We start from the raw sequence: 19,314 nt of genomic DNA, 5'->3' as shown, positions 1-19,314 counted from the left end.
GTAGCTAGCTGTTAAATATGACCACGAGGAACACAGCCACTATGCAGACAGTAACCGCGGATTCGGGAAAAGCAGGCAAGCCCAAATCCAAGAAGACGGCAACCCGAGACGGTCGCCGCTCACGTCGAACCGGGCGCACCGTCCAGTTCGCAACGCGCGTCACGCCGGAGTGGGATAGCCGCTTTCGCGAGATCGCCGACGAGAAAGACCTGCTGCTGGCCGAGCTACTGGAACGGATGCTCGAAGCCTACGAACGACAAGACGATAAATAGGGGGAGGAATGGCGGAATCGACACGGAACGGCGGCCCGCAGCCGCTCGGCTCAGCTCTTGACCAGGCTATCGCCCGCCTTGGCGAGAACATCAAGAAGCGCACCCAGGAAAAGCAGGCCCAGGAGCAGCGCGAGCCGGTGACTATCGAGCAGGAAGCAGAGCAGACCAAGAAGGCACGGCCCGAGACTGAAACGGTTTTCGAGTCTCGCCTCGGCTGGCCTACAGACGAGATTGCACCGTCGAAAGCGGCCGAGAACTACCAGCCGCGCCGCCCGAAAGACCCCCTGCCTAAGTCCTCGATGCGGAAGGCTCCGCGCGACGACGCACAGGCGGATTTCTTTGTGCCGGCGCTCTATGACATTGCGACGAAGGATTCCCGGTCCATCATGGACGTAGCCGTTTTCCGGTTGTCCAAACGGGACAAACGAGCCGGTGAAACGATCCGTTATGAGTTGAGCGACGGCTATGTCGAAGTCATGGCCGGGGCTGTGGGAATGGCCTCAGTGTGGGACTACGACATTGTGCTCATGGCTATCTCGCACCTGACCGAGCAAATGAACCGCTTTCGCGACGGACGTAGCGACGAGCTGCCGGGCCGAAAATTCCGCCCGCACGTTTCCGAGATTCTGAAATTCTGCCGCCGCAGCGACGGGGGCCGCCAGTATGTCGAGGTCGAGGCGGCACTTGACCGGCTCAAAACCACGACGCTGAAAGTCGTTCGCACGACGAAGAAGACGAAAGGCCGCCGCCCGATGCGTGAGGCGAAATCCGAGGGGTTAATCAGCAACTACCGCACGTTGTCATATGCTGACACGGGCCGCTTGGCGATGGTTGAAATCGAAATCCCCGAGTGGATTTATCACGAGGTTGTCGAGGCGACGAACCCGGAAGTGCTGACCGTTCATCCCGAATTTTTCCTGATTGAGCCGGGTATCGGTCGCTTTCTGTATCGCCTGGCTCGCCGGGCGGCCGGTAAGAATTATGCTCGCTGGTCATTCCGCACGATCTACGAACGCAGCGGCAGCGCCGGGACGTTCAAGGAGTTCTGCCGAATGCTCCGGGCACTGATTGAGGCGAATGATCTGCCCGAGTACGTGCTGGCCGAAGACAAGGGCAAGGAGGGGCCGGTGCTGATCATGTATCACCGCGACCTGGACACGGACGAGCTGCGCGAGGAACTGGCCGAGGCGTTGGAGCGCCGCAAGGGTGGGTAATAGACGGAATCAGGGGGTTATTTGACCGTTCACGCCGCCCCCGTTTTTAAAAAGTGTCGATTTTTCAGTCCGTAAGCGTTTTCTGGTCAGTGGCATTTCCGTCTATTACCCACCGGATTGATTGGCGCCGTCGATTACACACCACCGGATAGGGTGTCCCTGCGCTTCGCTCCGGGCCGGGCTCTATCGCTTCGCGACCAAGCCACGGCGTCCGCTCGTTCCTCGCTCCCTCCGCGTCTCGGCCCTTCGGGTAACGATCCCTCACCCCTTCGCGCCTTCGGCGCTGCGCGCTCCGCTTGCGGCCCTCCGCAGCAGTTGCGGGCATGTCATTCATCGGACGTTCGCGCCGCCCTTTATCTCTACCCTCCGGCCTGGCTAATGCGATCAAGGGGCTTTCGCGGCATATCCTCGCGCGCTGCGCGCCCTCCGGTATTCCACGGTCCCCTTGACCGCGCCAGTCCTACAGGTCGAGAGGGCTTACCGCGACCGACCGACGAATGACGAGCAAACCCACAAAGCCCCGGCACATGCTCCAGGCCAGAGAACATGGAAGCGCCCGCAAGCGGTCGCTGCATGTTTACCAGGGCGCTGACGCGCCCGTTTCGTCGGCCTCCGGCCGCCGCCCGCTTCCCTCCCTCGGAAATCCAAGCAAGCCCCGCGCGCCGCGCCTGTCAAGCGTCAATGGAAAAATATAAAATATTGACAGCTATTGACACCAACCCCGTTTTGCATCATAATTGCATCATCGGTTAGGCAATCGGGCCAGCCGGTCCCGGACCAAAAGCGGCGGCAACCGCTTCCGGGTTTCCAACCTAGCAGGAGCTAACACCATGAACGCATACGAACAGAAGCAAGCCGAACGCCGCGCCCGTTACGAGGCCCGCGCCGAGAAAGCTACCCAGGAATCGAACGCAGCCCACGCCCAGGCCCGCAACATGGCCGAGGCTATCCCGTTCGGTCAGCCTATCCTGATCGGCCACCACAGCGAGAAGCGCGACCGCCGCTATCGCGCCCGGATTCACGACACGTTCGGAAAGTCGGTCAAGCTGTCCGAGAAGGCCGACCACTACGCGCAGAAGGCCGCAGCCGTTGGCACTGGCGGCATTTCCAGCGACGACCCGGACGCCATCGAAAAGCTGCGCGCAGAGCTGGCAGGCATCAACGCCGCACAAGACAAGATGAAGGCCGCAAACCGGGCGATCCGCAAGGGCGACCGTGACGCCCTGGCCGAAATTGGCTTTACCCCCGAGCAGGTCGAGGAACTGTTTAAGCCGGATTTTGCGGGCCGTGTCGGGTTCCCCTCCTATGCCCTCAGCAACAACCGCGCGAACGGCCGCCGCATCGAGCAGCGGATTAAAGAGCTGGAAGCCCTGCGCGAGCGCGAGGACGTGGAAGCTCAGGGCAACGGGTACACCTACCGCGAAGACGCCGAGGACAACCGCGTCATGTTCATTTTTGACGCCAAGCCGGACGCCGAGACGCGCAAGCTGTTGAAGGCGCACGCCTTCAAATGGTCCCCGAGCCGCGAGGGCAAGCCGTGGGTGCGTCAGCTCACTAACGCGGGCATCTATGCCGCGAAACAGGTTCGTGCCGTCCTGGACGCCGCCGAGTGATGCAACCGGGCCGGGTTCGCCCGGCCCCCTGTTCCAACATTTCAGGAGAAACCGCCATGCAAGTTTTTTACGTTCCCGGCCAGCCCCACGCCATCGACTACGCCACCGAGCGCGACGGCCAGACCGTCGCCCATTTCACCGGGGAAACCCTCGACCAGCTCGCCAAGCGTTACCCAGGCGTGACGCTTGGCAGTGAATCCGAGTTCCTGGAACAGCAGTCCCGCGCCCTGCGCACCGACCCGGAGGAAATCACCGAGGCGGCATTTTTCGAGGCCCTGGAAGTCCTGCCCCCGCTGGATTGGCAAGGCGGCGGCGGTGCGGAGTCGTTCAAGCTGTCCGAGTTCTACGCGGGCAACGTGACCACCATTTACGCCAACGCCGCCGGGCGTTTCTGGAAGTTCCGCGACGTGGCCACCCTTCCCCACCGGGCCATAATGGACCGCATCCACGAGCACGCGCGCCAGGCGTGACCCGCCAGAGAAAGGGCCGCCCGGCCCTTTCTCGTCAATAGTTACAAAAAAAAGTGCTGACAAGTGTTGACTTGCCCGCCGTTTTGCATCATAATTGCATCATCGGTTAGGCAAAAGGGCCTGCCGGTCCCGGACCAAGCGGCGGCAACCGCTCCGGGTAATTCCAAACCCTTGCAGGAGAAAATACTATGCAACTGGTCAGCAACTTCCGCAGCATCAACGGCACCCGCTCCGACCGTCCCCTTTCGGACGATCAAATCATGCGCGTTGCGCCGTCCATCTTCGCGACCGAGCCGCACGAAAGCCGCTCCGACCGTTACACCTATATCCCGACGATTCAGGTGCTCGACGCCCTGCGCAAAGAAGGTTTCGCGCCCTTCATGGTCTGCCAGACCCGCGTGCGTAACCTGGAGAAGAAGGACCACACCAAGCACATGATCCGCCTTCGCCACGCGAACCAAATCAACGGCAAGGAGGCGAACGAGATCATTTTGCTGAACTCGCACGACGGCACGAGCAGCTATCAGATGCTCGCGGGCATGTTCCGTTTCGTGTGTCACAACGGCATGGTTTGCGGCGACACCCTGGGCGATATTCGTGTCCGTCACCAGGGCGACGTGATCAGCGACGTGATCGAGGGCGCTTATACCGTGCTCGACAGCTTCGAGGCTGCCGAGGAACAGCGCGAGGGCATGAAGGCCCTGACGCTGAACGACGGGGAACAGGCGGCCTTTGCCCGCGCCGCCCTGACGCTGAAATACGACAACCCGGAACAGCGCCCGGCCCCCATTACCGAGGACCAGATTTTGAGCGCCCGCCGCTATGAGGACCGCAGCAACGACTTGTGGGGCACCTTCAACCGCGTGCAGGAAAACATGCTCAAAGGCGGCTTGAACGGGCGGAACCGCAACGGACGCCGCCAACGCACCCGCGCCGTGACTGGCATTGACCAAAACGTCAAATTGAATCGCGCCTTGTGGGTACTGGCCGACGAAATGAAGCGGCTGAAAGCCTAAACAGCCAGGCCCGGCGAAAGCCGGGCCACCCTTCCCCATTCGACCAGGAGACACAACGCCATGAAATGGATCATCACGAAAGACCTACTCGACGGAGCCGACACCGGCTATGGCAACCACCGGGGCGAGCTGGACGAGCTGCCGCACGTCTTCCGCCTGCTCGATGATGACGGCATCGCTTACTATGAAGGCCGCAGCGACGATAACAGCAGCGAGGACGCATTCGAGCCGCTGGACTGGGCCGCAGCGCACGCTGGATGCACCGAAATTCAGTACCGCAACGGCGGACGTTGGGAAACGCTCTAAGTGAGCACGGCCCCGGTTTTCAGCCGGGGCACACAGTTTATTCAAGAGCAATTGAGGTGTTCTTTATGCGTGATCTTGTTGTTGGCGTGACACTCGGAGTCATAATCGTCTTTCTGGTATTCGGAGCTATAGCTTTATGGTCGAGAGACGAAGAAAAGTCCGGTGCCGCTTTGGCATCAATAAAGATCGGGCTATTGGCTGGCGTGATCGCCCTAGCATCGGCTTACTTTTTCTATGGTCAATAACTCCTGATGTACTATTGACAACTATTGACATTTTCGGCGCTACGGGCGATAATTGAGAACTGGAAATCAACCGAACGGGCAGGCCACCGGCCCGCCCGTTCTGCACAGGAGGGCATCGCCCCATGACAGACACAATGACAGAGGCCGATTTTAAGGCACTGAGGCCGCATCTAGGCCGCTTGACGCTGAAAAGCGTGGAGGTTGCCGAACAGGTGCTAGTGAATGGCCGTGACCAGGCCGACGTGGCACGCGAATACAAGCTCACACGCCAGCGCGTGAGCGATATTGTCGCTCGCGTCCAGGCCGCCGCCGACGACGTGCCCGCCGGTTGGGAACACGTCGAGGGCTGGTTTCCGCCGGAGCTGGCCGCCCAGGTGCGCCAGATGCAGGCCGACGCCATGAAAGCCGAGAAACAGGAGGGCTAACCATGCTGACCGAACACGAAATCGCCGAACGCCGCCGCCACGTCTCCAACGCCGTCGCGAGCCAGCGCCTCGAAGGCGTGGAACCGGACACCGAGACGATGGAAGACCTCGAACGCTTCGCCGCCGGCGAGCTGGAATTTTCCGACGTCCTGGCCCGACTGAAACAGAGGGCGGCGCATGGCGAAATACGAGGGTAAGGACCCCTACACGGACCCGCAAAGCGGGACCATGAAAAACCGGCTCGGGGTGAAGGATCAAAACGAGCTGGACCGCACCGAGGCGGCTTTCGCCGCCGTCCGATCCATTGAGAACGCCCGCACCCCGGTAGAGGGGAAATTCGACCTCGACCACATGAAGGCCATACACGCCCGCCTATTCGGCGACGTGTACGAATGGGCCGGGCAGGTCCGCAACGTCGATATTTCCAAAGGCGACACCCGTTTCGCCCACTTCGCCGCCATCGAGCGCGCCGCCCAGGGCTTGACGCAGCAGCTCGCCCGCGAGGGCCACTTGCGCGGCCTCGATGCCGACGATTTTTCCCGGCGCGCCGGTCACTACATGGGCGAGTTGAACGTCTTGCACCCCTTTCGCGAAGGCAACGGCCGCACGCTGCGCGAGTTCGTCGGCCAGCTCGCCGACAACGCCGGATACTCGATCCGCTGGGACCGCATCGACCGGGACGAAATGACCCGCGCGTCAATCAACGCCTATAACGGGGATTCCTCGCACCTGGCGAACCTGATCCGGGAAAACCTGCACGACCGCGACCGCGACAAGGCGCTAGAGATCGCCAAGCACGCCGCCGGGGACAAGGTGCAGCTTGAGCGGGCCGAACCAGGTAAAAGCTACTCTGGCCGCGTTGTCGGCGAAACAGAGCGGTACGTCGTCCAGGAGCGCGAGGGTCAGCCCGGGCAGATGGTTTTGCATAACCGCCGTTCGCTGTCCGGCGAGGGCGAGAAGTTCCAGGGCAAGGACGTGGAAATCCGCTATCCGCATGGCGACGTTGGCCTTGTGCGAGGCGCTGGCCGGGGCAAAGAGGCCGGGCGCGATCGACAGCACGAACAACAACACCAGGGCGGGAACCGGCAGAAATCAAACGAGCGGGAAAAGTAGCGCGGACACTAGATATAGTGGTCCGGAGCAGCTGATAAAACACAATATCTAGTACCGGCCCCCTTTCGGGTGTCCCTGCGCTTCGCTCCGGGCCGGGCTCTATCGCTTCGCGACCAAGCCACGGCGTCCGCTCGTTCCTCGCTCCCTCCGCGTCTCGGCCCTTCGGGTAACGATCCCTCACCCCTTCGCGCCTTCGGCGCTGCGCGCTCCGCTTGCGGCCCTCCGCTGTGGTATATGGGTTAGTCATTCATCAGTCGTTCAGCGCCGCCCTTGTTCTCTACCCTCCGGCCTGGCTTGTACGATCAAGGGGCTTTCGCGGCATATCCTCGTGCGCTGCGCGCCCTCCGGTATTCCACGGTCCCCTTGATCGCGCCAGTCCTCCAGGTCGAGAGGGCTTACCGCGACCGACCGACGAATGACGAGCAAACCCATAAAACCCCGGCTTTTGCTCCGGTCCAGGGACGGACACAGAAGCGACCGCTTGCGGTCGCTGCATGTTTACCAGGGCGCTGACGCGCCCGTTTCGTCGGCCTCCGGCCGCCGCCCGCTTCCCTCCCTCGGAAATCCAAGCAAGCCCGCTCCGGCTCGCTCGTCAATATTTTATTTTTAAGTGTTGACGACTATTGACAGCAACCCTTTTTTGCATCATCATTGCATTATCAACGCATCACAAGTGCAGCAGTATAGCACGAATGATGCACCACAAGAGCCGGACAAGCGGCGGCAACCGCCCCGGCAAAACAACCGCAGGAGCTACAAACATGAACCGTAAATTTTCCCTTGGTCAGATGTTCGCGACTATCGGCGTGGTCGAGCTGTGCAAGCACACTCACCTTGATCTAGGCCCCTACATCGAGCGGCACGCTTCGGGTGATTGGGGCGACGTGGACGAAAGCCACAAAGCCGGTAACGAAACCGCCCTCGCTGACGGTGGCCGCCTTTGGTCTGTCTATCATCCACACGGCCAACGCATTTGGATTGTCACCGATGCTGACCGGGCGCGTACCGTCGCCATGCTGCCGCATGAGTATTGATCGGAGGCCCCGGCATGAGCACCGACCGCGACACCCGCGCCGCTGAAATCGCCGCAGAGCTGCCGGAAAGCCGCGCCGAGCTACTGGCCGCCGCCGCTGAGACAGCGCGCCAGTTCGACGCCGCCGTTATGGCCGAAGACGAAGCCAAAGCCCGCACCGCTCAGGAATGGGCCGAGGCGATTGTCTGGAAGCTCAACGGTGGCACCCTGTTCGGTTGCCGAGCAGATCGGGACAGTTCCGCCGGATACGTGATCGAGCGGCATTGCGCCGCCGTGCCTGGCACTGCCCCCCGTTGGGGGCAGTCCGGCGAGTTTCTGATCACAGTTGAAGGTATCAGGGCCGTGGTAGAGTACCGTACCGACTTCGGCGGGATGCAGCATTTCAGCTTTCACGCCGTTGACCTCGATGCGCCCTTTATCAGCGAAACCGGCTACCGCTCGCACTTTTTCCCGTTGCCGTTCGGTTATACCGTTAACGAAGCCGCCGAGGGCATTCTTGCGGCATTCATCCAGAGCGACGGGCGAAAGGTTATCGCCCCGGACTCGCGCCGGTTCCGAGAGCAGGCCGAGCCGCGCCCGTGGCTGGCCGAGCTTGAGCCATTGACCCCCGCCGACCTGACTTATGAGGACTCAGCCGGGCAAATGGCGTTCGGCTTCTAATCCAAACCCCGCGTTAATACTTGTTGATTTTCTATTGACAAGTATTGACGCAAGGCGGCATTTTGCATTATAATTGCATCATCGGTTGAGCAATCCGGCTCACCGATGCCGGACCCAAGCGGCGGCAACCGCTCCGGCTCCAAACCCTTGCAGGAGATACAGAAATGTCAAACCAAACCCGCGCAAGCATCCTTGTCACCGAAGCCGAAGACCTGCGCAATTTCAGCAGTGCGTCGTTCTACGTGCAGGAAACCACCGTCACCCTGCCGCACCAGACCCCGAGCAGCCGCGTTGACTATCGAGTCATTGGCCGCCGGAAGCCGTGCGACGACCCCGAGCTGTCCGAACGCCTCGAAGTCGTGGCCGAGTTCGGTTGCCCTAACGCTGCCGCTATCTTCGCCGCAATGGCGGTTCAGACCGCCGCGAACATCTAACCACGGACGGGAGCAAGGGCGACACGCCGCCCTTGCAACCCAAGGAGGGACACCATGACGATTTACACCTACACCCCCGATCTGATGCGCCCGCTTTGTCCCATTTGCGGCGCACCCGTTCCGCAAGACACTGACACCCCGGAAACCCCGTGGCAGGGCACATGCCCGGCGGGGCATTCGCACACCTTCCAGCTTGAGGACGACGAGCAGGAGCAGCCCGACGACCGCCCCGGCGTTTCCGCTTTCAGCGGCTCCGCCGGGGAGCTGGTCAGCGCCTACGGCGCTCGACTGGTCGGCCAGCGGATCGACACCGCGCGCAAGGCGACATACCCCGGCGGTGTTGCCGAGGTCTTGCAGCTCACCCCGGACGCGAACGCCCCCGAGATTTGCTTGCAGGTCCGGCACTGCGCGACCGGCGAGGTGATCGGGATATTTCAGGACGAGCGAGTAAGAACCGCTTTCTAACCATCAATCAGAGCAGCGGGGGCACCGGCCCCCGCTTTGCAGGAGCACCAATACATGAGCAAAGATTTTGACGAAGTAGTGCGCCGCATCGAGCGCGAAGAAACACGCGGGCAGTCTATCGACTGGCGGCGCGATTTAGGCATGGCGACGCGGATTGTTGAGCGCGTGGACGAACTGAAAAAGACGCTGCCGGAGAGCCAGCGGGACGAACTCGCGAAGGCGTTAGAGCGCAGCGTCCACTTGAGCACCGGACGCGAAGACGGCGAACGGCTGCGCGATCTGGCCCGGAAAGAGGCAGGCCCCGGCGTGGCACTGGCCTACGCCGAACCCGGAAAGACCTACACCGGGCGCGTTGTCAGCATGAACGACCGGCACGCGCTCCAGGAGCAGAAGGACAAACCCGGCCACCTGGTCGCGCACGACCGCCAGGCTTTGAGCGGTGCAAAGGTGGAAGCGGGCAAGGACGTGGAGATCCGCTATCCGCACGGACAGGCCGGTCTAGTGCGCGAGGCAAGCCGGGAGACGGGCAGGGAGGCCGGACGGGAGCAGCAGCGACAGCACGAAGCGCAGAAGGCGACCAAACAGCCAGAGCGAGAGAGATAATCAAAGGCGGGCAAAGTGCCCGCCTTTTCATTCAACCACTTCAAAAGCGACCCCCTCGCACTCATCGCCCCCGCACATCAATCGAAGCCCCGGCTTACCCCACACCTGCACCCGACACGACGGGCAGCGGTATTTGTTTCGGTTCGAGCGGTTCGGCGGCACCTCCGGCGGCAGCTCGACCAGCCCGGCCAGCTCATCGAGGCCGCCCAGGTCCTCGCCCCCTTCATCCTCGTCGCCGTCCTCGCCATCGCCACCATCGCCCCCGAGGGCGACGGGGCGAGGCTTCGGACGTTCCGGCGGGAAGCGGTCAAGCCACGACAGCGAAAACTCGCGCGTCAGCAGCTCCGCGCACGCCCGATCAAACGCACCGCCCTCGATCACGTAATGCGTCATGCGCTCGCCGACCCGCTTGCCCCCCGGCTCGCCTGTGTCGCTTGGCATGAGGCCCACGGCTTCCATTCTCACGGCCCATTCTTTGTTGTGGTATCCACGGCGTCCCGGCTGGCCGTGGTGGAACTGCCATTGATGCACCATTTCATGCACGAGCGTCGATAGCGTTTCCGCTATCGACCGGATGCCAAAGTATGACGGGTTCATCGCGATTTCATCGACTTGCTCGCGGCTGGCCCGCTGGATGAAACGGTTTCGCGAGAAGTAGCCGAACGTGCGGCGCTCGCGCTGCAAGGTAATCAGGCAGGGCGGCAAGACCCCATCGAAAAGCGCGGCGTTGAAGTGCTCGAACGCCTCTTGAAGTTCCGAGTAAACCTCGGTCGTTGGTAGTGACATAAAACCCCCATTGGATTGCACAATCCAAACAAGTATGGATTGCGCAATCCTTGGAATGTGCAATCCACGCTCAGGGCGCAAGAAAAGGGCGGCCCGGCAAGACCGCCCTTGTTTTACCCTAGCAGGTGTTGCGCCAGAGCAAACCCGGCAAGGCATCCACCAAGGACGCCCCCGGCCAGCCCTAGCAAGAGAGCCATCAGAGCGAAGCGACGGGCAGACTGGTCAACCACCCGCGCCGCTCTCTGCGCCTCTTGTGTCGCGCCCTGTAGCCCCTTGAGCAGCGTTTCGCCTTCGGCGGTTAGCTCCCGGCGCAACCTGGTCGCGGCTTCGGTAATATCATCGGCGGCAGTCCGGCCCGCTCCCTCCACCCGCGCCGCCGCCTTGTCGGCAGCGGCGGGCAGGGCGGTATGCAGGCCCTCGGCCCGGCCGATCAGGGCGTCTACATCACCGATAAGCTCGGCTATCAGTGCCTCGCGTGCTGTTTGCGGCCCGGCCATAGATCACCCCCTAGCGCATCGCAGCGGCATAGACCGCATCGAGGTTTTCTTGCGCAGAGGCGGCGAGGCGGCGCATCGAGATAAACGCCACGGCATCGGCCTTTTCGTCCGGCGACTTCGCTTCGCGAAGTTTCGCCTTGTAGTCCGTCTGGTCGGCCATCAGGTCATGCACTCCGATTTTGTACGCGCGCAGCTTTTGATAAAGCTCGCTGTAGTAAATCGCGGCCTTCGGCTTGTAGGTGAACGCCTTTGTGTCCTCGTGGAACGCGACCAGGGGATAAAACGCATCCTCGACCGTTTCGTCAGTTTCCAGCTTGTTGAACACCACGCGAATTTTTTTAGCGGGCACGCCCATAGTTGCCAACGCCTGAATTGTCGCGATGGTATCTCGAACCTGTTTCGCCTCTTTCACCACCGGGACCACAAATAAATCAAAATCCTCGTGCGAGCCGCGAAACATTTGCATCAGTTTCATGAAGTCTTCGACGTTCGAGGAACCCACATCGACCACCGCCGGATTATCCGACAGCAGCAATTCCTCTTGCAGTTGGCCGAACTGTTTTCCGCGCATGGAATCACCGTCGCCCTCGTCCGAGTTAATGGATTCCACGCTGAACAGTTCAGCGCCTTTCAAGCGCGGCAATATCAGATGTTTGGCAACCATTGATTTGCCGACGTTACCGGAAAAGTTGATCACAGCTACTTTCATTAGTCTTTGCTCCGTTTAGTTGAAATGGGCCTACGTTGGCTCATGTATTTGTCGCTGAATGCGTCACGCTTCTGGCTATCGAATAAATCGTCAAAGCTGGAAGTTTGCGCGTCGTCATCCTGCGGGATTTCCTCGCCGCTATCCTCGACCGACGAATTGCCGTCCGTCGTGCTGGCCGGTTCTGGCGGCTCGGCTTCTGGATTGCGCAATCCTTGGTTTGTGCAATCCACTTCTTTGACACCCTCCTGACTGACCTTTTTGCGGTATCGGTATAGATAGCTGCGAAAGGTGTTCAGGTTGATGTCAAAACCCTGTTCGTTCAGCGCGTCGATGATCTCTTGATGCTGGACACCCTCGCGAACTCGTCTATCAATCTCAGGCATGATCGTTCGCAGCTTGGCCGCCAACGTCTTGCCTGGAATGCCCTGTATGAGACTTTTTAGGGCTTCCCGTTCATCCACAGTATTGGTCCCCCCTGTCCTGTTTCGATTTGCATCAAGTTTGCATCACCTTTGCATTGCTGTCAACCTGTTTTGCATCATCACTGCATTATTTTCGCTTCACCTGCCCGAATCTGCTGCACCATCATCGCATCAACTTCGCATTACTGCCACCAAAATTCCAATGCGCTGCGCGCATTGGGTTGATGAATGACCCTCTTAGGGCCTCTGTGCATCATTCCGACCTGGTTGCTAATCCTTAAATGGTCCTTAAATCCTTAAATCTGGGCGATACACCATACGCACCTATCGGTGCGAGCTAAGTCATTGATTCTCAATGATTTAGCTGTATTCCCGTGACTTTTCTTGTGGTCCGCAAAGGACACATGACTAGCGTAAAGCACTGTTATTGCTATAATGGAAGGACCACAAACAGACCACAGGTAATACTATGTCGCTTGGCGAACCCGTCAAAGTGCGTTTCACGCTCGAAAAACAGCTCATGATGGAGGACGAGGCGGCCCGCGTGGGCAAGCCTCTATCGACGTACATCCGTGAGTACGTCGAGGAAGCTCACGACACTGGTGACCAGATCACCGGCTTGCGTCGCGAGGTTTCCGCACTCCGGCACCTGGTCGAAGACCTGGCCGAAAACGGCATCGTGTCAGGAGGCAGTGACAGAGGTATGAGCGCGTCTGACCGGGCGGCCCTGGTCGAGACGCTTCTACTGCTGCGACACATCAGCAAGCCCGAACACCGGAAAGAGGTCCGGGCCGAGATGCGCCGCAATGGCATCGAACTATGGGACCCGGAAGGGAAGGAGGACTAATGCACCCGGATCAAATACGCCGAATGTCGGCAATCATTTTGCTGGTTGTTCCCCTCATGACCTGGCTAACAGCCGTTCAAAAAACGGAACAACTTTGGTCGCCAAAATATCAAGCCTTGTGGGAAATGGTGAAACTCACTCCACACCGCCCGATATTGCTAAGTGCATTTATCGGCGGGCTTGTCTTTGCGATATTCCTTGTTTGGGTTGTAGTGCAGCTTGGAAAGTCTGAGTTTGGGGGCGCTCCATTCCGTCGTTTTCTGCGCGGAACTAAGATTGTCAGCCCTGGCAAGCTCCGTTCTAAAACGACGAAACGCAAAGCTAAACAAATATCCATCGCTGGCATTCCAATGCCTTTGAATATCGAAAGTTATCACTTGCTGATTAATGGTGCGACCGGGGCCGGTAAATCTGTCTTGCTTCGAGAACTGGCATACTCGGCAATGCTACGCGGCGACCGTATGGTTATTCTCGATCCAAACGGCGATATGTATTCAAAGTTTGGCCGCGAGAAGGACGTTATTTTAAACCCCTACGATAAGCGGTCGAAGGGCTGGACGTTTTTCAACGAAGTTCGCAACGATTACGACTTTCAAAGGTACGCACTTTCGATTGTCCCGCGCGGGCGCACGGAAGAAGCCGAAGAATGGGCCAGCTATGGCCGGTTGCTTTTGCGTGAAACGGCCCGGAAGTTGGAGCGCATGGGTAAGGCATCGGTGCGCGAACTGTTCCGCTGGACCACCATCGCCGACCCGGAAGACCTACGCAATTTCCTAGAGGGCACACTTGCAGAGTCGCTTTTCGTCGGTTCGAGCGAAGCGACAAAGGCGCTTTCATCGGCGCGTTTTGTTTTGTCCGACAAGTTGCCCGAACACGTCTCGATGCCGGAGGGCGATTTCAGCCTGCGCCGCTGGCTGGACGATCCGAACGGCGGCAATCTGTATATCACCTGGCGCGAGGATATGGCCGAGGCAATGAAGCCGCTGATTTCGGCGTGGGTTGACGTGATTTGTACCTCTGTCCTGTCTATGGGAGAAGACCCGAGCCGCCGCCTATGGCTGGTTATCGACGAGCTGGCGAGCCTGGAAAAGCTGGCCTCGCTCGAAGCCGCTTTGACCAAAGGGCGCAAGCATGGCCTGCGCGTGGCCGCCGGTCTGCAATCGACTTCGCAGCTCGATCATATCTATGGCGTGAAAGAGGCGCAGACGCTGCGCTCCTGTTTCCGTTCGCTGGCCGTCCTGGGCGGTTCGCGCACTGACCCGCAGACCAACGAGGACATGAGTAAGAGCCTGGGCGATCACGAAGTCGAACGCGATAAGCGTTCGCACAGCTCCGGCGGCCGCAGCGGCACTACACGGTCAGACGAGCGCAACCGCGAGCGCGTTGTCACGGCGGCCGAGATCGCGAGCTTACCCGACCTGACCGGATACGTGGCCTTTGCCGGTGATCACCCAATCGCCAAGGTCAAACTTGAGTACAAGCAGTTCGCGGCACGACTGCCAGCATTCCAGGAGGCCGCCTAATGCTCAGCCACAAAGTCATGACCCGGCAGGACGTGGGCCGCGCGGCGAGCTACTACGAGGATGCCGCCGACGACTACTATGCAAAGGAAGGCGAGGCGACTGAGTGGCAAGGCAAAGGTGCCGAAGACCTCGGGCTTGAGGGGCCGGTCGATAGTGACCGGTTCCGCGAGCTGCTGGCCGGGAAGATCAGCGACGACGTGCGGATAAGCCGGGCTTCCACTCGACAGGACAGCAAGCAACGCATCGGCATCGACCTGACGTTCTCAGCTCCGAAAAGCGTGTCGTTGCAAGCCTTGGTACATGGTGACGCTGAAATCATCCGAGCACATGACCGGGCTGTCTCCCGTGCGGTAGAACTGGCCGAAGAACGGGCACAGGCTCGCCATAAGATCAACGGCAAGACACATCTAGAAACCACCGGCAACCTGGTTGTGGCGAAGTTCCGACACGAAACCAGCCGGGAACGGGACCCCCAACTTCACACGCACGCTATCGTCATGAACCTGACCAAGCGCAGCGACGGAGAATGGCGGGCATTGAAGAACGACGAGATTATCAAGACAACCAAGTACCTTGGCGCTGCCTATCGGGCAGAGCTGGCCCACGAGCTGCAACGCTTGGGCTATCAAATACGCCACGAGCGCGACGGTATGTTCGAGCTGGCCCATATGTCACGCGAGCAACTGTCAGCTTTCAGTCAGCGCGGCGCTCAGATCGAAGAACGGCTGGCAGAGAAGGGCCTGACTCGCGAAACCGCCACAACCGCCGAGAAGCAACAAGCCACCTTGCAAAGCAGGGCAAAGAAAACCGCTACTGACCGTGATGAGCTGTATCGTGAGTGGCAGGAACGGGTGAAAGATTCCGGCATCCAGTTCGACGGAAAAGGGCGTGAGGTAGGTCAAGATAATTCGTCATTTGATCGAAGTCATGCACCCGAGAATGTTCCTCCCCAGGAGGCTGCCAAGCGGTCGGTGCGGTATGCAGTAAACCACCTGACGGAAAGACAATCCGTCGTCAGCGAACGCGAGCTAGTCGACACTGCCGTCAAGCACGGTATGGGTTCTGCCCGTGTCCGTGATATTGAAGCTGAAATCACCAACCAGACCGACAAGGGCTATCTCATCCGGGAGGCCCCCGATTCCATCCGGCCACGGAGCAGGGCGGCGGGAACGTTCCGGATAGGGGGCCGTCGCTCACCCGTTCCGAGTGGATCGCCGCCTTGACTGACAAGGGCCTCGACAAACGAGCCGCCCGCGAGCGGGTAGACACGGCCATCGAGCGCGGCGGGCTTGTCCAGGACGAACGCCGCTACACAACACAAACCGCCCTCGAGCGCGAGAAACGCATATTGCAGATCGAGCGCGACGGCCGCGGCCAAGTCGCGCCGGTCATGACCGCCGAGGCCGCCCGCGAGCGCCTGGCCGAAACCAACTTGAACACGGGGCAGCGTGACGCGGCTTCGCTCATGGTATCGAGCGAAAACCGCGTCGTCGGCGTCCAAGGCTTCGCCGGGACGGGTAAATCCCACATGCTCGACACCGCCAAGGCGATGATCGAGGGTGAGGGCTATCACGTCCGGGCACTGGCGCCCTACGGGAGCCAGGTCAAAGCCTTGCGTGAGCTCAACGTCGAGGCCAATACCCTCGCATCGTTCCTGCGGGCGAAAGACAAGAACATCGACGACCGCACCGTGCTTGTCATTGACGAGGCAGGCGTCGTGCCAGCGCGCATCATGGAGCAGACGCTAAAGCTCGCCGAGCGCGAGGGCGCGCGTGTCGTTCTCATGGGTGACACCGCGCAGACAAAGGCCATCGAGGCAGGGCGACCGTTCGACCAGTTGCAGGCCGCCGGGATGAAGACCGCGCACATGGACGACATTCAGCGGCAGAAAGACCCGGACCTAAAACGCGCCGTCGAGTTCGCCGCCCAGGGCGACGCCAAAAGCTCGCTACAGCGCATCAAAGGCATCCAGGAAATCAAAGATCACTCGGAGCGCCGGAGCACCGTCGCCCGCGACTACGTGCAGTTGTCGCCCGAGGATCGCGACCGCACGATTATCGTCTCCGGCACCAACGAAGCGCGCCGAGAAATCAACAAGAACGTGCGCGAAGGCTTGGGAACGGCAGGGCAGGGCATCGAGTTCGATACTCTTATTCGCCGCGACACCACCCAGGCCGAGCGTCGTTACTCCAAAAACTACCACGTCGGCGATGTGATCCAGCCCGAGAAGGACTATCGCACCGGCCTCAAGCGTGGCGAGCTGTACCGCGTCACCGACACCGGCCCAGGCAACCGCCTGACCGTGAAGGCCGAGAAGGACGGCGAGAGCATCACTTTCAGCCCGGCCACTCACCGCAAGCTGTCCGTGTACGAACCCGAGCGGGCCGAGCTGGCCCCCGGCGACGTGGTGCGTGTGACCAGGAACGACAAAGACCTCGACCTGGCGAACGGCGACCGTTTCAAAGTTGCGGCGGTTGAGCCGGGCAAGGTTACGCTCGCCAGCGACACCCGCAAGGTGGAGCTGACGACCGAGCGGCCTTTGCACCTCGACCATGCCTATGCGACGACCGTTCACAGCAGCCAGGGCCTCACCGCTGACCGCGTAATGATCGACGCGCACGCCGAAAGCCGGACCACCGCGAAAGACGTTTACTATGTCGCCATATCCCGCGCCCGGTTCGAGGCCAGAATCTACACCAATGACGTGAAGAAGCTGCCCCCGGCCATTGCACGGGAGAACACCAAGCACGCCGCCCTTGATGTAGCCCGCGAACGCAGGAAACAGCGCGAGCGCGACTTTGCGCGCACTGGTGAAGCGGGCAGGGGGGAAGCAGGGCAACGCCAGAAGGCAGCCAGTAGCACGGAGAAAGCCGCTCAGGGCCGCGAGAAGGCCGCAGACAACAACCGTGGCCGGAACATGGATACCGAAAGAAACCGCGCTCAGGAGCGCCAGAAAGGCCGCAGAGAGGCCGAAAGGGGCAGGGGGTACGGTTGATGGTCAGAAACGAAGAACGGCCCCAAGGGGCCGTTTTTTCGTTCTGCTGCCGGTATCGAGCGCCACGCGCTCATGCCGGTTTTTTTCTGCGCCAGAGGCCCGACAGGTCCGGCACCCCCCAAAACAGGAATCGAATGCCAAGGGCCAGCACGACGGCAACCAGGTACGTTGACGTCAGAACCCCGGCAATTTTGTCGGCCATGCTCGCGATCGGCACCGCCTCGACTACCTGATTTTCACAGACGATAGGCTCCGGCAGGGTAGGGGCCTCGTCCAACGCGGCAGGCTTGGCGGGTTCGTCGGCGCAGGTCTGCATGTTCAGATAACCCGCCGGGGCCGGTCCCAGGGCAACCAAACCGGCGACCTCCTGCAGGGCGCTTTCCGCGACCTGCACCGGGCCGGATTTGGTGACGGCCATCGAGGCCAGAGCGAACATGAAAATCAGCGCCGCCGGTTGAACGACGAAGGTGTTTACCAGGACCGAGAACGCCTTGCGGCCATAGCGTAGAGTGGTGTTTGCATCCATAAAATCCCCCTTGCCCTACGACTTGTTTTTCAGATTGCTTATTGCTTTTACGACTCCGCTGCTGACTACCTTGCTAACTCTCGGGATCAGGTCAAAAGCGTTTACAACAATGATGATCATCAGAACAAAAAATAGAGTGTCCATCGACAGCTTTATTAATGTTTGGTTATCCATAAGAACTCCTACTGATTAGGCCATCTTGGCCTTGGCAAAGATTGGGTCATAGAAGACCTCAACCAGCTTGCGCTCATGGAAGAACAGCACCACGTCGATAGTGGTGTAGAGAACAAGCTTGATCATTTCCATGTCGAGCTGCCGCCCGACTTCCGACTTTTTGACCAGCGTTGCGATACGCTCGAAGGTCTGCAAAGCGTTGTTCGCGTGAACCGTAGTGATTGATCCAGGGTGGCCGGTGTTCAGTGAGTTGAGATATTCCCACGCCTCATTGCCTCGCAGCTCCGCAAGGAAAATCCTGTCCGGCGACTGACGCATACAGGCCGCAAGGCATTCGTCCGCCGACACACGACCGCTGCCGTAGCCGTAGAGCATCGGCACACGGTTCGGGTGGCTTTCTAGAAACAGCTCATGCACGTCCTCGATGGTGACAATCCGCTCATCGGTCGGCACCTTCTCAATGAGCGAGCGGGCAAACGTCGTTTTGCCCGAGCCGGTTTTCCCTGCGATCACGATATTGCGCTTGTTCAGTACACAGCTTTCCAGGAACTCGCGCACGGTCCCCTCACGTTTAAGGCGCAACAGCTCCGCCTCGAACGGCTCCATGCGCGTGAAGTCGTGCGCGGCCATCGCCTCGTGACATTCCATTTCCGACGGCTTGTTAAAGCTCACATCGGTAAAGGTATCGAATGCCCCCTCGTCGGCGAGCTGTTCCAGGGTCTTGACGACCATCGAGTGTTTCCGCACCAGGAACGACAGAGTGCCGTCAATGACGGCAGGCGGCACGGCCACTGTGCCACGCTCGCCGCCCGGCAGCACCAGGTACATGACGCTTTTCGGGGCCACCCCGTTATAGGTCACAAGGGCCGTGATAAGCCCCTGCATGTAGCTGGCCGTGAGCGCCGGAATCTCGTGCCGCTCCCATCCGGTGAACGTCTTTGTCCAGACCTCGCAAGGCCGGTTCAT

At 60.3% G+C, this 19,314-nt stretch carries 25 protein-coding genes; 19 read left to right on the top strand and 6 right to left on the bottom strand.

Annotation, left to right across the window (positions count from 1 at the left end):
* Positions 1-41: 41 nt before the first annotated feature.
* From QCD60_RS30520 to QCD60_RS30450, 15 genes are all read left to right on the top strand, one after another.
* On the top strand, positions 42-272 hold the full coding sequence (locus tag QCD60_RS30520; RefSeq protein WP_279791223.1) for a hypothetical protein: 231 nt from the start codon (positions 42-44) through the stop codon (positions 270-272).
* Positions 273-280: 8 nt separating this feature from the next.
* Positions 281-1,486 (top strand): replication initiator protein A, encoded by a 1,206-nt coding sequence (locus QCD60_RS30515; RefSeq protein ID WP_279791221.1) that lies wholly within the window; start codon positions 281-283, stop codon positions 1,484-1,486.
* A gap of 830 nt (positions 1,487-2,316) precedes the next feature.
* Positions 2,317-3,099, top strand: a complete 783-nt coding sequence (locus QCD60_RS30510; RefSeq protein ID WP_279791219.1) for a DUF3560 domain-containing protein — start codon at positions 2,317-2,319, stop codon at positions 3,097-3,099.
* Between the two features lie 56 nt (positions 3,100-3,155).
* Complete coding sequence (locus tag QCD60_RS30505) at positions 3,156-3,569, top strand: hypothetical protein (protein WP_279791217.1); 414 nt, start codon at positions 3,156-3,158, stop codon at positions 3,567-3,569.
* 188 nt (positions 3,570-3,757) lie between these two features.
* Positions 3,758-4,585, top strand: coding sequence for a DUF932 domain-containing protein (locus QCD60_RS30500; protein WP_279791215.1), 828 nt, complete (start codon positions 3,758-3,760; stop codon positions 4,583-4,585).
* Between the two features lie 60 nt (positions 4,586-4,645).
* On the top strand, positions 4,646-4,891 hold the full coding sequence (locus QCD60_RS30495) for a hypothetical protein (RefSeq protein ID WP_279791213.1): 246 nt from the start codon (positions 4,646-4,648) through the stop codon (positions 4,889-4,891).
* A gap of 65 nt (positions 4,892-4,956) precedes the next feature.
* On the top strand, positions 4,957-5,136 hold the full coding sequence (locus QCD60_RS30490; RefSeq protein WP_279791211.1) for a hypothetical protein: 180 nt from the start codon (positions 4,957-4,959) through the stop codon (positions 5,134-5,136).
* Between the two features lie 122 nt (positions 5,137-5,258).
* The gene (locus tag QCD60_RS30485; RefSeq protein ID WP_279791209.1) at positions 5,259-5,561 is read left to right on the top strand and encodes a TrfB-related DNA-binding protein; all 303 of its coding nucleotides are present in this window, start codon (positions 5,259-5,261) and stop codon (positions 5,559-5,561) included.
* A gap of 2 nt (positions 5,562-5,563) precedes the next feature.
* Positions 5,564-5,758, top strand: a complete 195-nt coding sequence (locus QCD60_RS30480) for an antitoxin VbhA family protein (RefSeq protein ID WP_279791207.1) — start codon at positions 5,564-5,566, stop codon at positions 5,756-5,758.
* Positions 5,739-6,674 (top strand): Fic family protein, encoded by a 936-nt coding sequence (locus QCD60_RS30475; RefSeq protein WP_279791205.1) that lies wholly within the window; start codon positions 5,739-5,741, stop codon positions 6,672-6,674. Before QCD60_RS30480 ends, QCD60_RS30475 begins: the two co-directional genes overlap by 20 nt.
* A 761-nt stretch (positions 6,675-7,435) precedes the next feature.
* On the top strand, positions 7,436-7,708 hold the full coding sequence (locus tag QCD60_RS30470; protein WP_279791202.1) for a hypothetical protein: 273 nt from the start codon (positions 7,436-7,438) through the stop codon (positions 7,706-7,708).
* 14 nt (positions 7,709-7,722) lie between these two features.
* On the top strand, positions 7,723-8,367 hold the full coding sequence (locus QCD60_RS30465; RefSeq protein ID WP_279791200.1) for a hypothetical protein: 645 nt from the start codon (positions 7,723-7,725) through the stop codon (positions 8,365-8,367).
* A 164-nt stretch (positions 8,368-8,531) separates the two neighbouring features.
* A complete protein-coding gene (locus QCD60_RS30460) occupies positions 8,532-8,801 on the top strand; it encodes a hypothetical protein (RefSeq protein ID WP_279791198.1) in 270 nt (89 codons plus the stop codon).
* Positions 8,802-8,855: 54 nt separating this feature from the next.
* On the top strand, positions 8,856-9,266 hold the full coding sequence (locus tag QCD60_RS30455; RefSeq protein ID WP_279791196.1) for a hypothetical protein: 411 nt from the start codon (positions 8,856-8,858) through the stop codon (positions 9,264-9,266).
* 54 nt (positions 9,267-9,320) lie between these two features.
* Positions 9,321-9,869: a hypothetical protein gene (locus QCD60_RS30450; protein ID WP_279791194.1), complete on the top strand. Its 549-nt coding sequence runs from the start codon at positions 9,321-9,323 to the stop codon at positions 9,867-9,869.
* Between the two features lie 27 nt (positions 9,870-9,896).
* Here QCD60_RS30450 and QCD60_RS30445 read toward each other — a convergent pair whose 3' ends face one another.
* The 4 genes from QCD60_RS30445 to QCD60_RS30430 form a co-directional block, all read right to left on the bottom strand.
* Positions 9,897-10,655 carry a SprT-like domain-containing protein gene (locus tag QCD60_RS30445; RefSeq protein WP_279791192.1) on the bottom strand — a complete coding sequence of 253 codons (759 nt, stop codon included), beginning with the start codon at positions 10,653-10,655 and terminating at the stop codon, positions 9,897-9,899.
* Between the two features lie 113 nt (positions 10,656-10,768).
* Positions 10,769-11,152 (bottom strand): hypothetical protein, encoded by a 384-nt coding sequence (locus QCD60_RS30440; RefSeq protein ID WP_279791190.1) that lies wholly within the window; start codon positions 11,150-11,152, stop codon positions 10,769-10,771.
* 10 nt (positions 11,153-11,162) lie between these two features.
* The gene (stbB, locus tag QCD60_RS30435; RefSeq protein WP_279791188.1) at positions 11,163-11,861 is read right to left on the bottom strand and encodes a StbB family protein; all 699 of its coding nucleotides are present in this window, start codon (positions 11,859-11,861) and stop codon (positions 11,163-11,165) included.
* Positions 11,861-12,322, bottom strand: coding sequence for a hypothetical protein (locus tag QCD60_RS30430; RefSeq protein ID WP_279791186.1), 462 nt, complete (start codon positions 12,320-12,322; stop codon positions 11,861-11,863). Before QCD60_RS30430 ends, stbB begins: the two co-directional genes overlap by 1 nt.
* Positions 12,323-12,752: 430 nt before the next feature.
* On the opposite strand from QCD60_RS30430, the gene QCD60_RS30425 reads away from it, so the two are divergent.
* The 4 genes from QCD60_RS30425 to QCD60_RS30410 are packed head-to-tail and all read left to right on the top strand — an operon-like array spanning position 12,753 to position 17,648.
* Positions 12,753-13,130, top strand: a complete 378-nt coding sequence (locus QCD60_RS30425) for a mobilization protein (protein ID WP_279791183.1) — start codon at positions 12,753-12,755, stop codon at positions 13,128-13,130.
* On the top strand, positions 13,130-14,653 hold the full coding sequence (locus QCD60_RS30420) for a type IV secretion system DNA-binding domain-containing protein (RefSeq protein ID WP_279791181.1): 1,524 nt from the start codon (positions 13,130-13,132) through the stop codon (positions 14,651-14,653). The genes QCD60_RS30425 and QCD60_RS30420 overlap by 1 nt, the downstream gene beginning before the upstream one ends.
* A complete protein-coding gene (mobF, locus tag QCD60_RS30415) occupies positions 14,653-15,876 on the top strand; it encodes a MobF family relaxase (protein WP_279791179.1) in 1,224 nt (407 codons plus the stop codon). Before QCD60_RS30420 ends, mobF begins: the two co-directional genes overlap by 1 nt.
* The gene (locus QCD60_RS30410) at positions 15,873-17,648 is read left to right on the top strand and encodes an AAA family ATPase (protein ID WP_279791177.1); all 1,776 of its coding nucleotides are present in this window, start codon (positions 15,873-15,875) and stop codon (positions 17,646-17,648) included. Before mobF ends, QCD60_RS30410 begins: the two co-directional genes overlap by 4 nt.
* 70 nt (positions 17,649-17,718) lie before the next feature.
* On the opposite strand, the gene QCD60_RS30405 is transcribed toward QCD60_RS30410, so the two are convergent.
* Both QCD60_RS30405 and virB11 read right to left on the bottom strand, forming a co-directional pair.
* The gene (locus tag QCD60_RS30405; protein ID WP_279791175.1) at positions 17,719-18,174 is read right to left on the bottom strand and encodes a hypothetical protein; all 456 of its coding nucleotides are present in this window, start codon (positions 18,172-18,174) and stop codon (positions 17,719-17,721) included.
* Between the two features lie 189 nt (positions 18,175-18,363).
* Positions 18,364-19,314, bottom strand: a 951-nt coding sequence (virB11, locus tag QCD60_RS30400) for a P-type DNA transfer ATPase VirB11 (RefSeq protein ID WP_279791173.1), incomplete at its 5' end; no start/stop codon positions are given.

It is taken from the genome of Pokkaliibacter sp. MBI-7, assembly GCF_029846635.1.
Lineage (GTDB): Bacteria > Pseudomonadota > Gammaproteobacteria > Pseudomonadales > Balneatricaceae > Pokkaliibacter.
This window is presented reverse-complemented; position numbering and strand designations above follow the sequence as displayed.

Bases quoted from the DNA above. Each gene is read 5' to 3' on its own strand.
- stbB (WP_279791188.1), bottom strand. From the start codon at position 11,861: ATGAAAGTAGCTGTGATCAACTTTTCCGGTAACGTCGGCAAATCAATG.
- QCD60_RS30520 (WP_279791223.1), top strand. From the start codon at position 42: ATGCAGACAGTAACCGCGGATTCGGGAAAAGCAGGCAAGCCCAAATCC.
- QCD60_RS30510 (WP_279791219.1), top strand. From the start codon at position 2,317: ATGAACGCATACGAACAGAAGCAAGCCGAACGCCGCGCCCGTTACGAG.
- QCD60_RS30490 (WP_279791211.1), top strand. From the start codon at position 4,957: ATGCGTGATCTTGTTGTTGGCGTGACACTCGGAGTCATAATCGTCTTT.
- QCD60_RS30495 (WP_279791213.1), top strand. From the start codon at position 4,646: ATGAAATGGATCATCACGAAAGACCTACTCGACGGAGCCGACACCGGC.
- QCD60_RS30485 (WP_279791209.1), top strand. From the start codon at position 5,259: ATGACAGACACAATGACAGAGGCCGATTTTAAGGCACTGAGGCCGCAT.
- QCD60_RS30460 (WP_279791198.1), top strand. From the start codon at position 8,532: ATGTCAAACCAAACCCGCGCAAGCATCCTTGTCACCGAAGCCGAAGAC.
- QCD60_RS30470 (WP_279791202.1), top strand. From the start codon at position 7,436: ATGAACCGTAAATTTTCCCTTGGTCAGATGTTCGCGACTATCGGCGTG.
- QCD60_RS30475 (WP_279791205.1), top strand. From the start codon at position 5,739: ATGGCGAAATACGAGGGTAAGGACCCCTACACGGACCCGCAAAGCGGG.
- QCD60_RS30515 (WP_279791221.1), top strand. From the start codon at position 281: ATGGCGGAATCGACACGGAACGGCGGCCCGCAGCCGCTCGGCTCAGCT.
- QCD60_RS30500 (WP_279791215.1), top strand. From the start codon at position 3,758: ATGCAACTGGTCAGCAACTTCCGCAGCATCAACGGCACCCGCTCCGAC.
- QCD60_RS30445 (WP_279791192.1), bottom strand. From the start codon at position 10,655: ATGTCACTACCAACGACCGAGGTTTACTCGGAACTTCAAGAGGCGTTC.
- QCD60_RS30480 (WP_279791207.1), top strand. From the start codon at position 5,564: ATGCTGACCGAACACGAAATCGCCGAACGCCGCCGCCACGTCTCCAAC.
- QCD60_RS30405 (WP_279791175.1), bottom strand. From the start codon at position 18,174: ATGGATGCAAACACCACTCTACGCTATGGCCGCAAGGCGTTCTCGGTC.
- QCD60_RS30420 (WP_279791181.1), top strand. From the start codon at position 13,130: ATGCACCCGGATCAAATACGCCGAATGTCGGCAATCATTTTGCTGGTT.
- QCD60_RS30440 (WP_279791190.1), bottom strand. From the start codon at position 11,152: ATGGCCGGGCCGCAAACAGCACGCGAGGCACTGATAGCCGAGCTTATC.
- QCD60_RS30465 (WP_279791200.1), top strand. From the start codon at position 7,723: ATGAGCACCGACCGCGACACCCGCGCCGCTGAAATCGCCGCAGAGCTG.
- QCD60_RS30450 (WP_279791194.1), top strand. From the start codon at position 9,321: ATGAGCAAAGATTTTGACGAAGTAGTGCGCCGCATCGAGCGCGAAGAA.
- QCD60_RS30505 (WP_279791217.1), top strand. From the start codon at position 3,156: ATGCAAGTTTTTTACGTTCCCGGCCAGCCCCACGCCATCGACTACGCC.
- QCD60_RS30455 (WP_279791196.1), top strand. From the start codon at position 8,856: ATGACGATTTACACCTACACCCCCGATCTGATGCGCCCGCTTTGTCCC.
- QCD60_RS30425 (WP_279791183.1), top strand. From the start codon at position 12,753: ATGTCGCTTGGCGAACCCGTCAAAGTGCGTTTCACGCTCGAAAAACAG.
- mobF (WP_279791179.1), top strand. From the start codon at position 14,653: ATGCTCAGCCACAAAGTCATGACCCGGCAGGACGTGGGCCGCGCGGCG.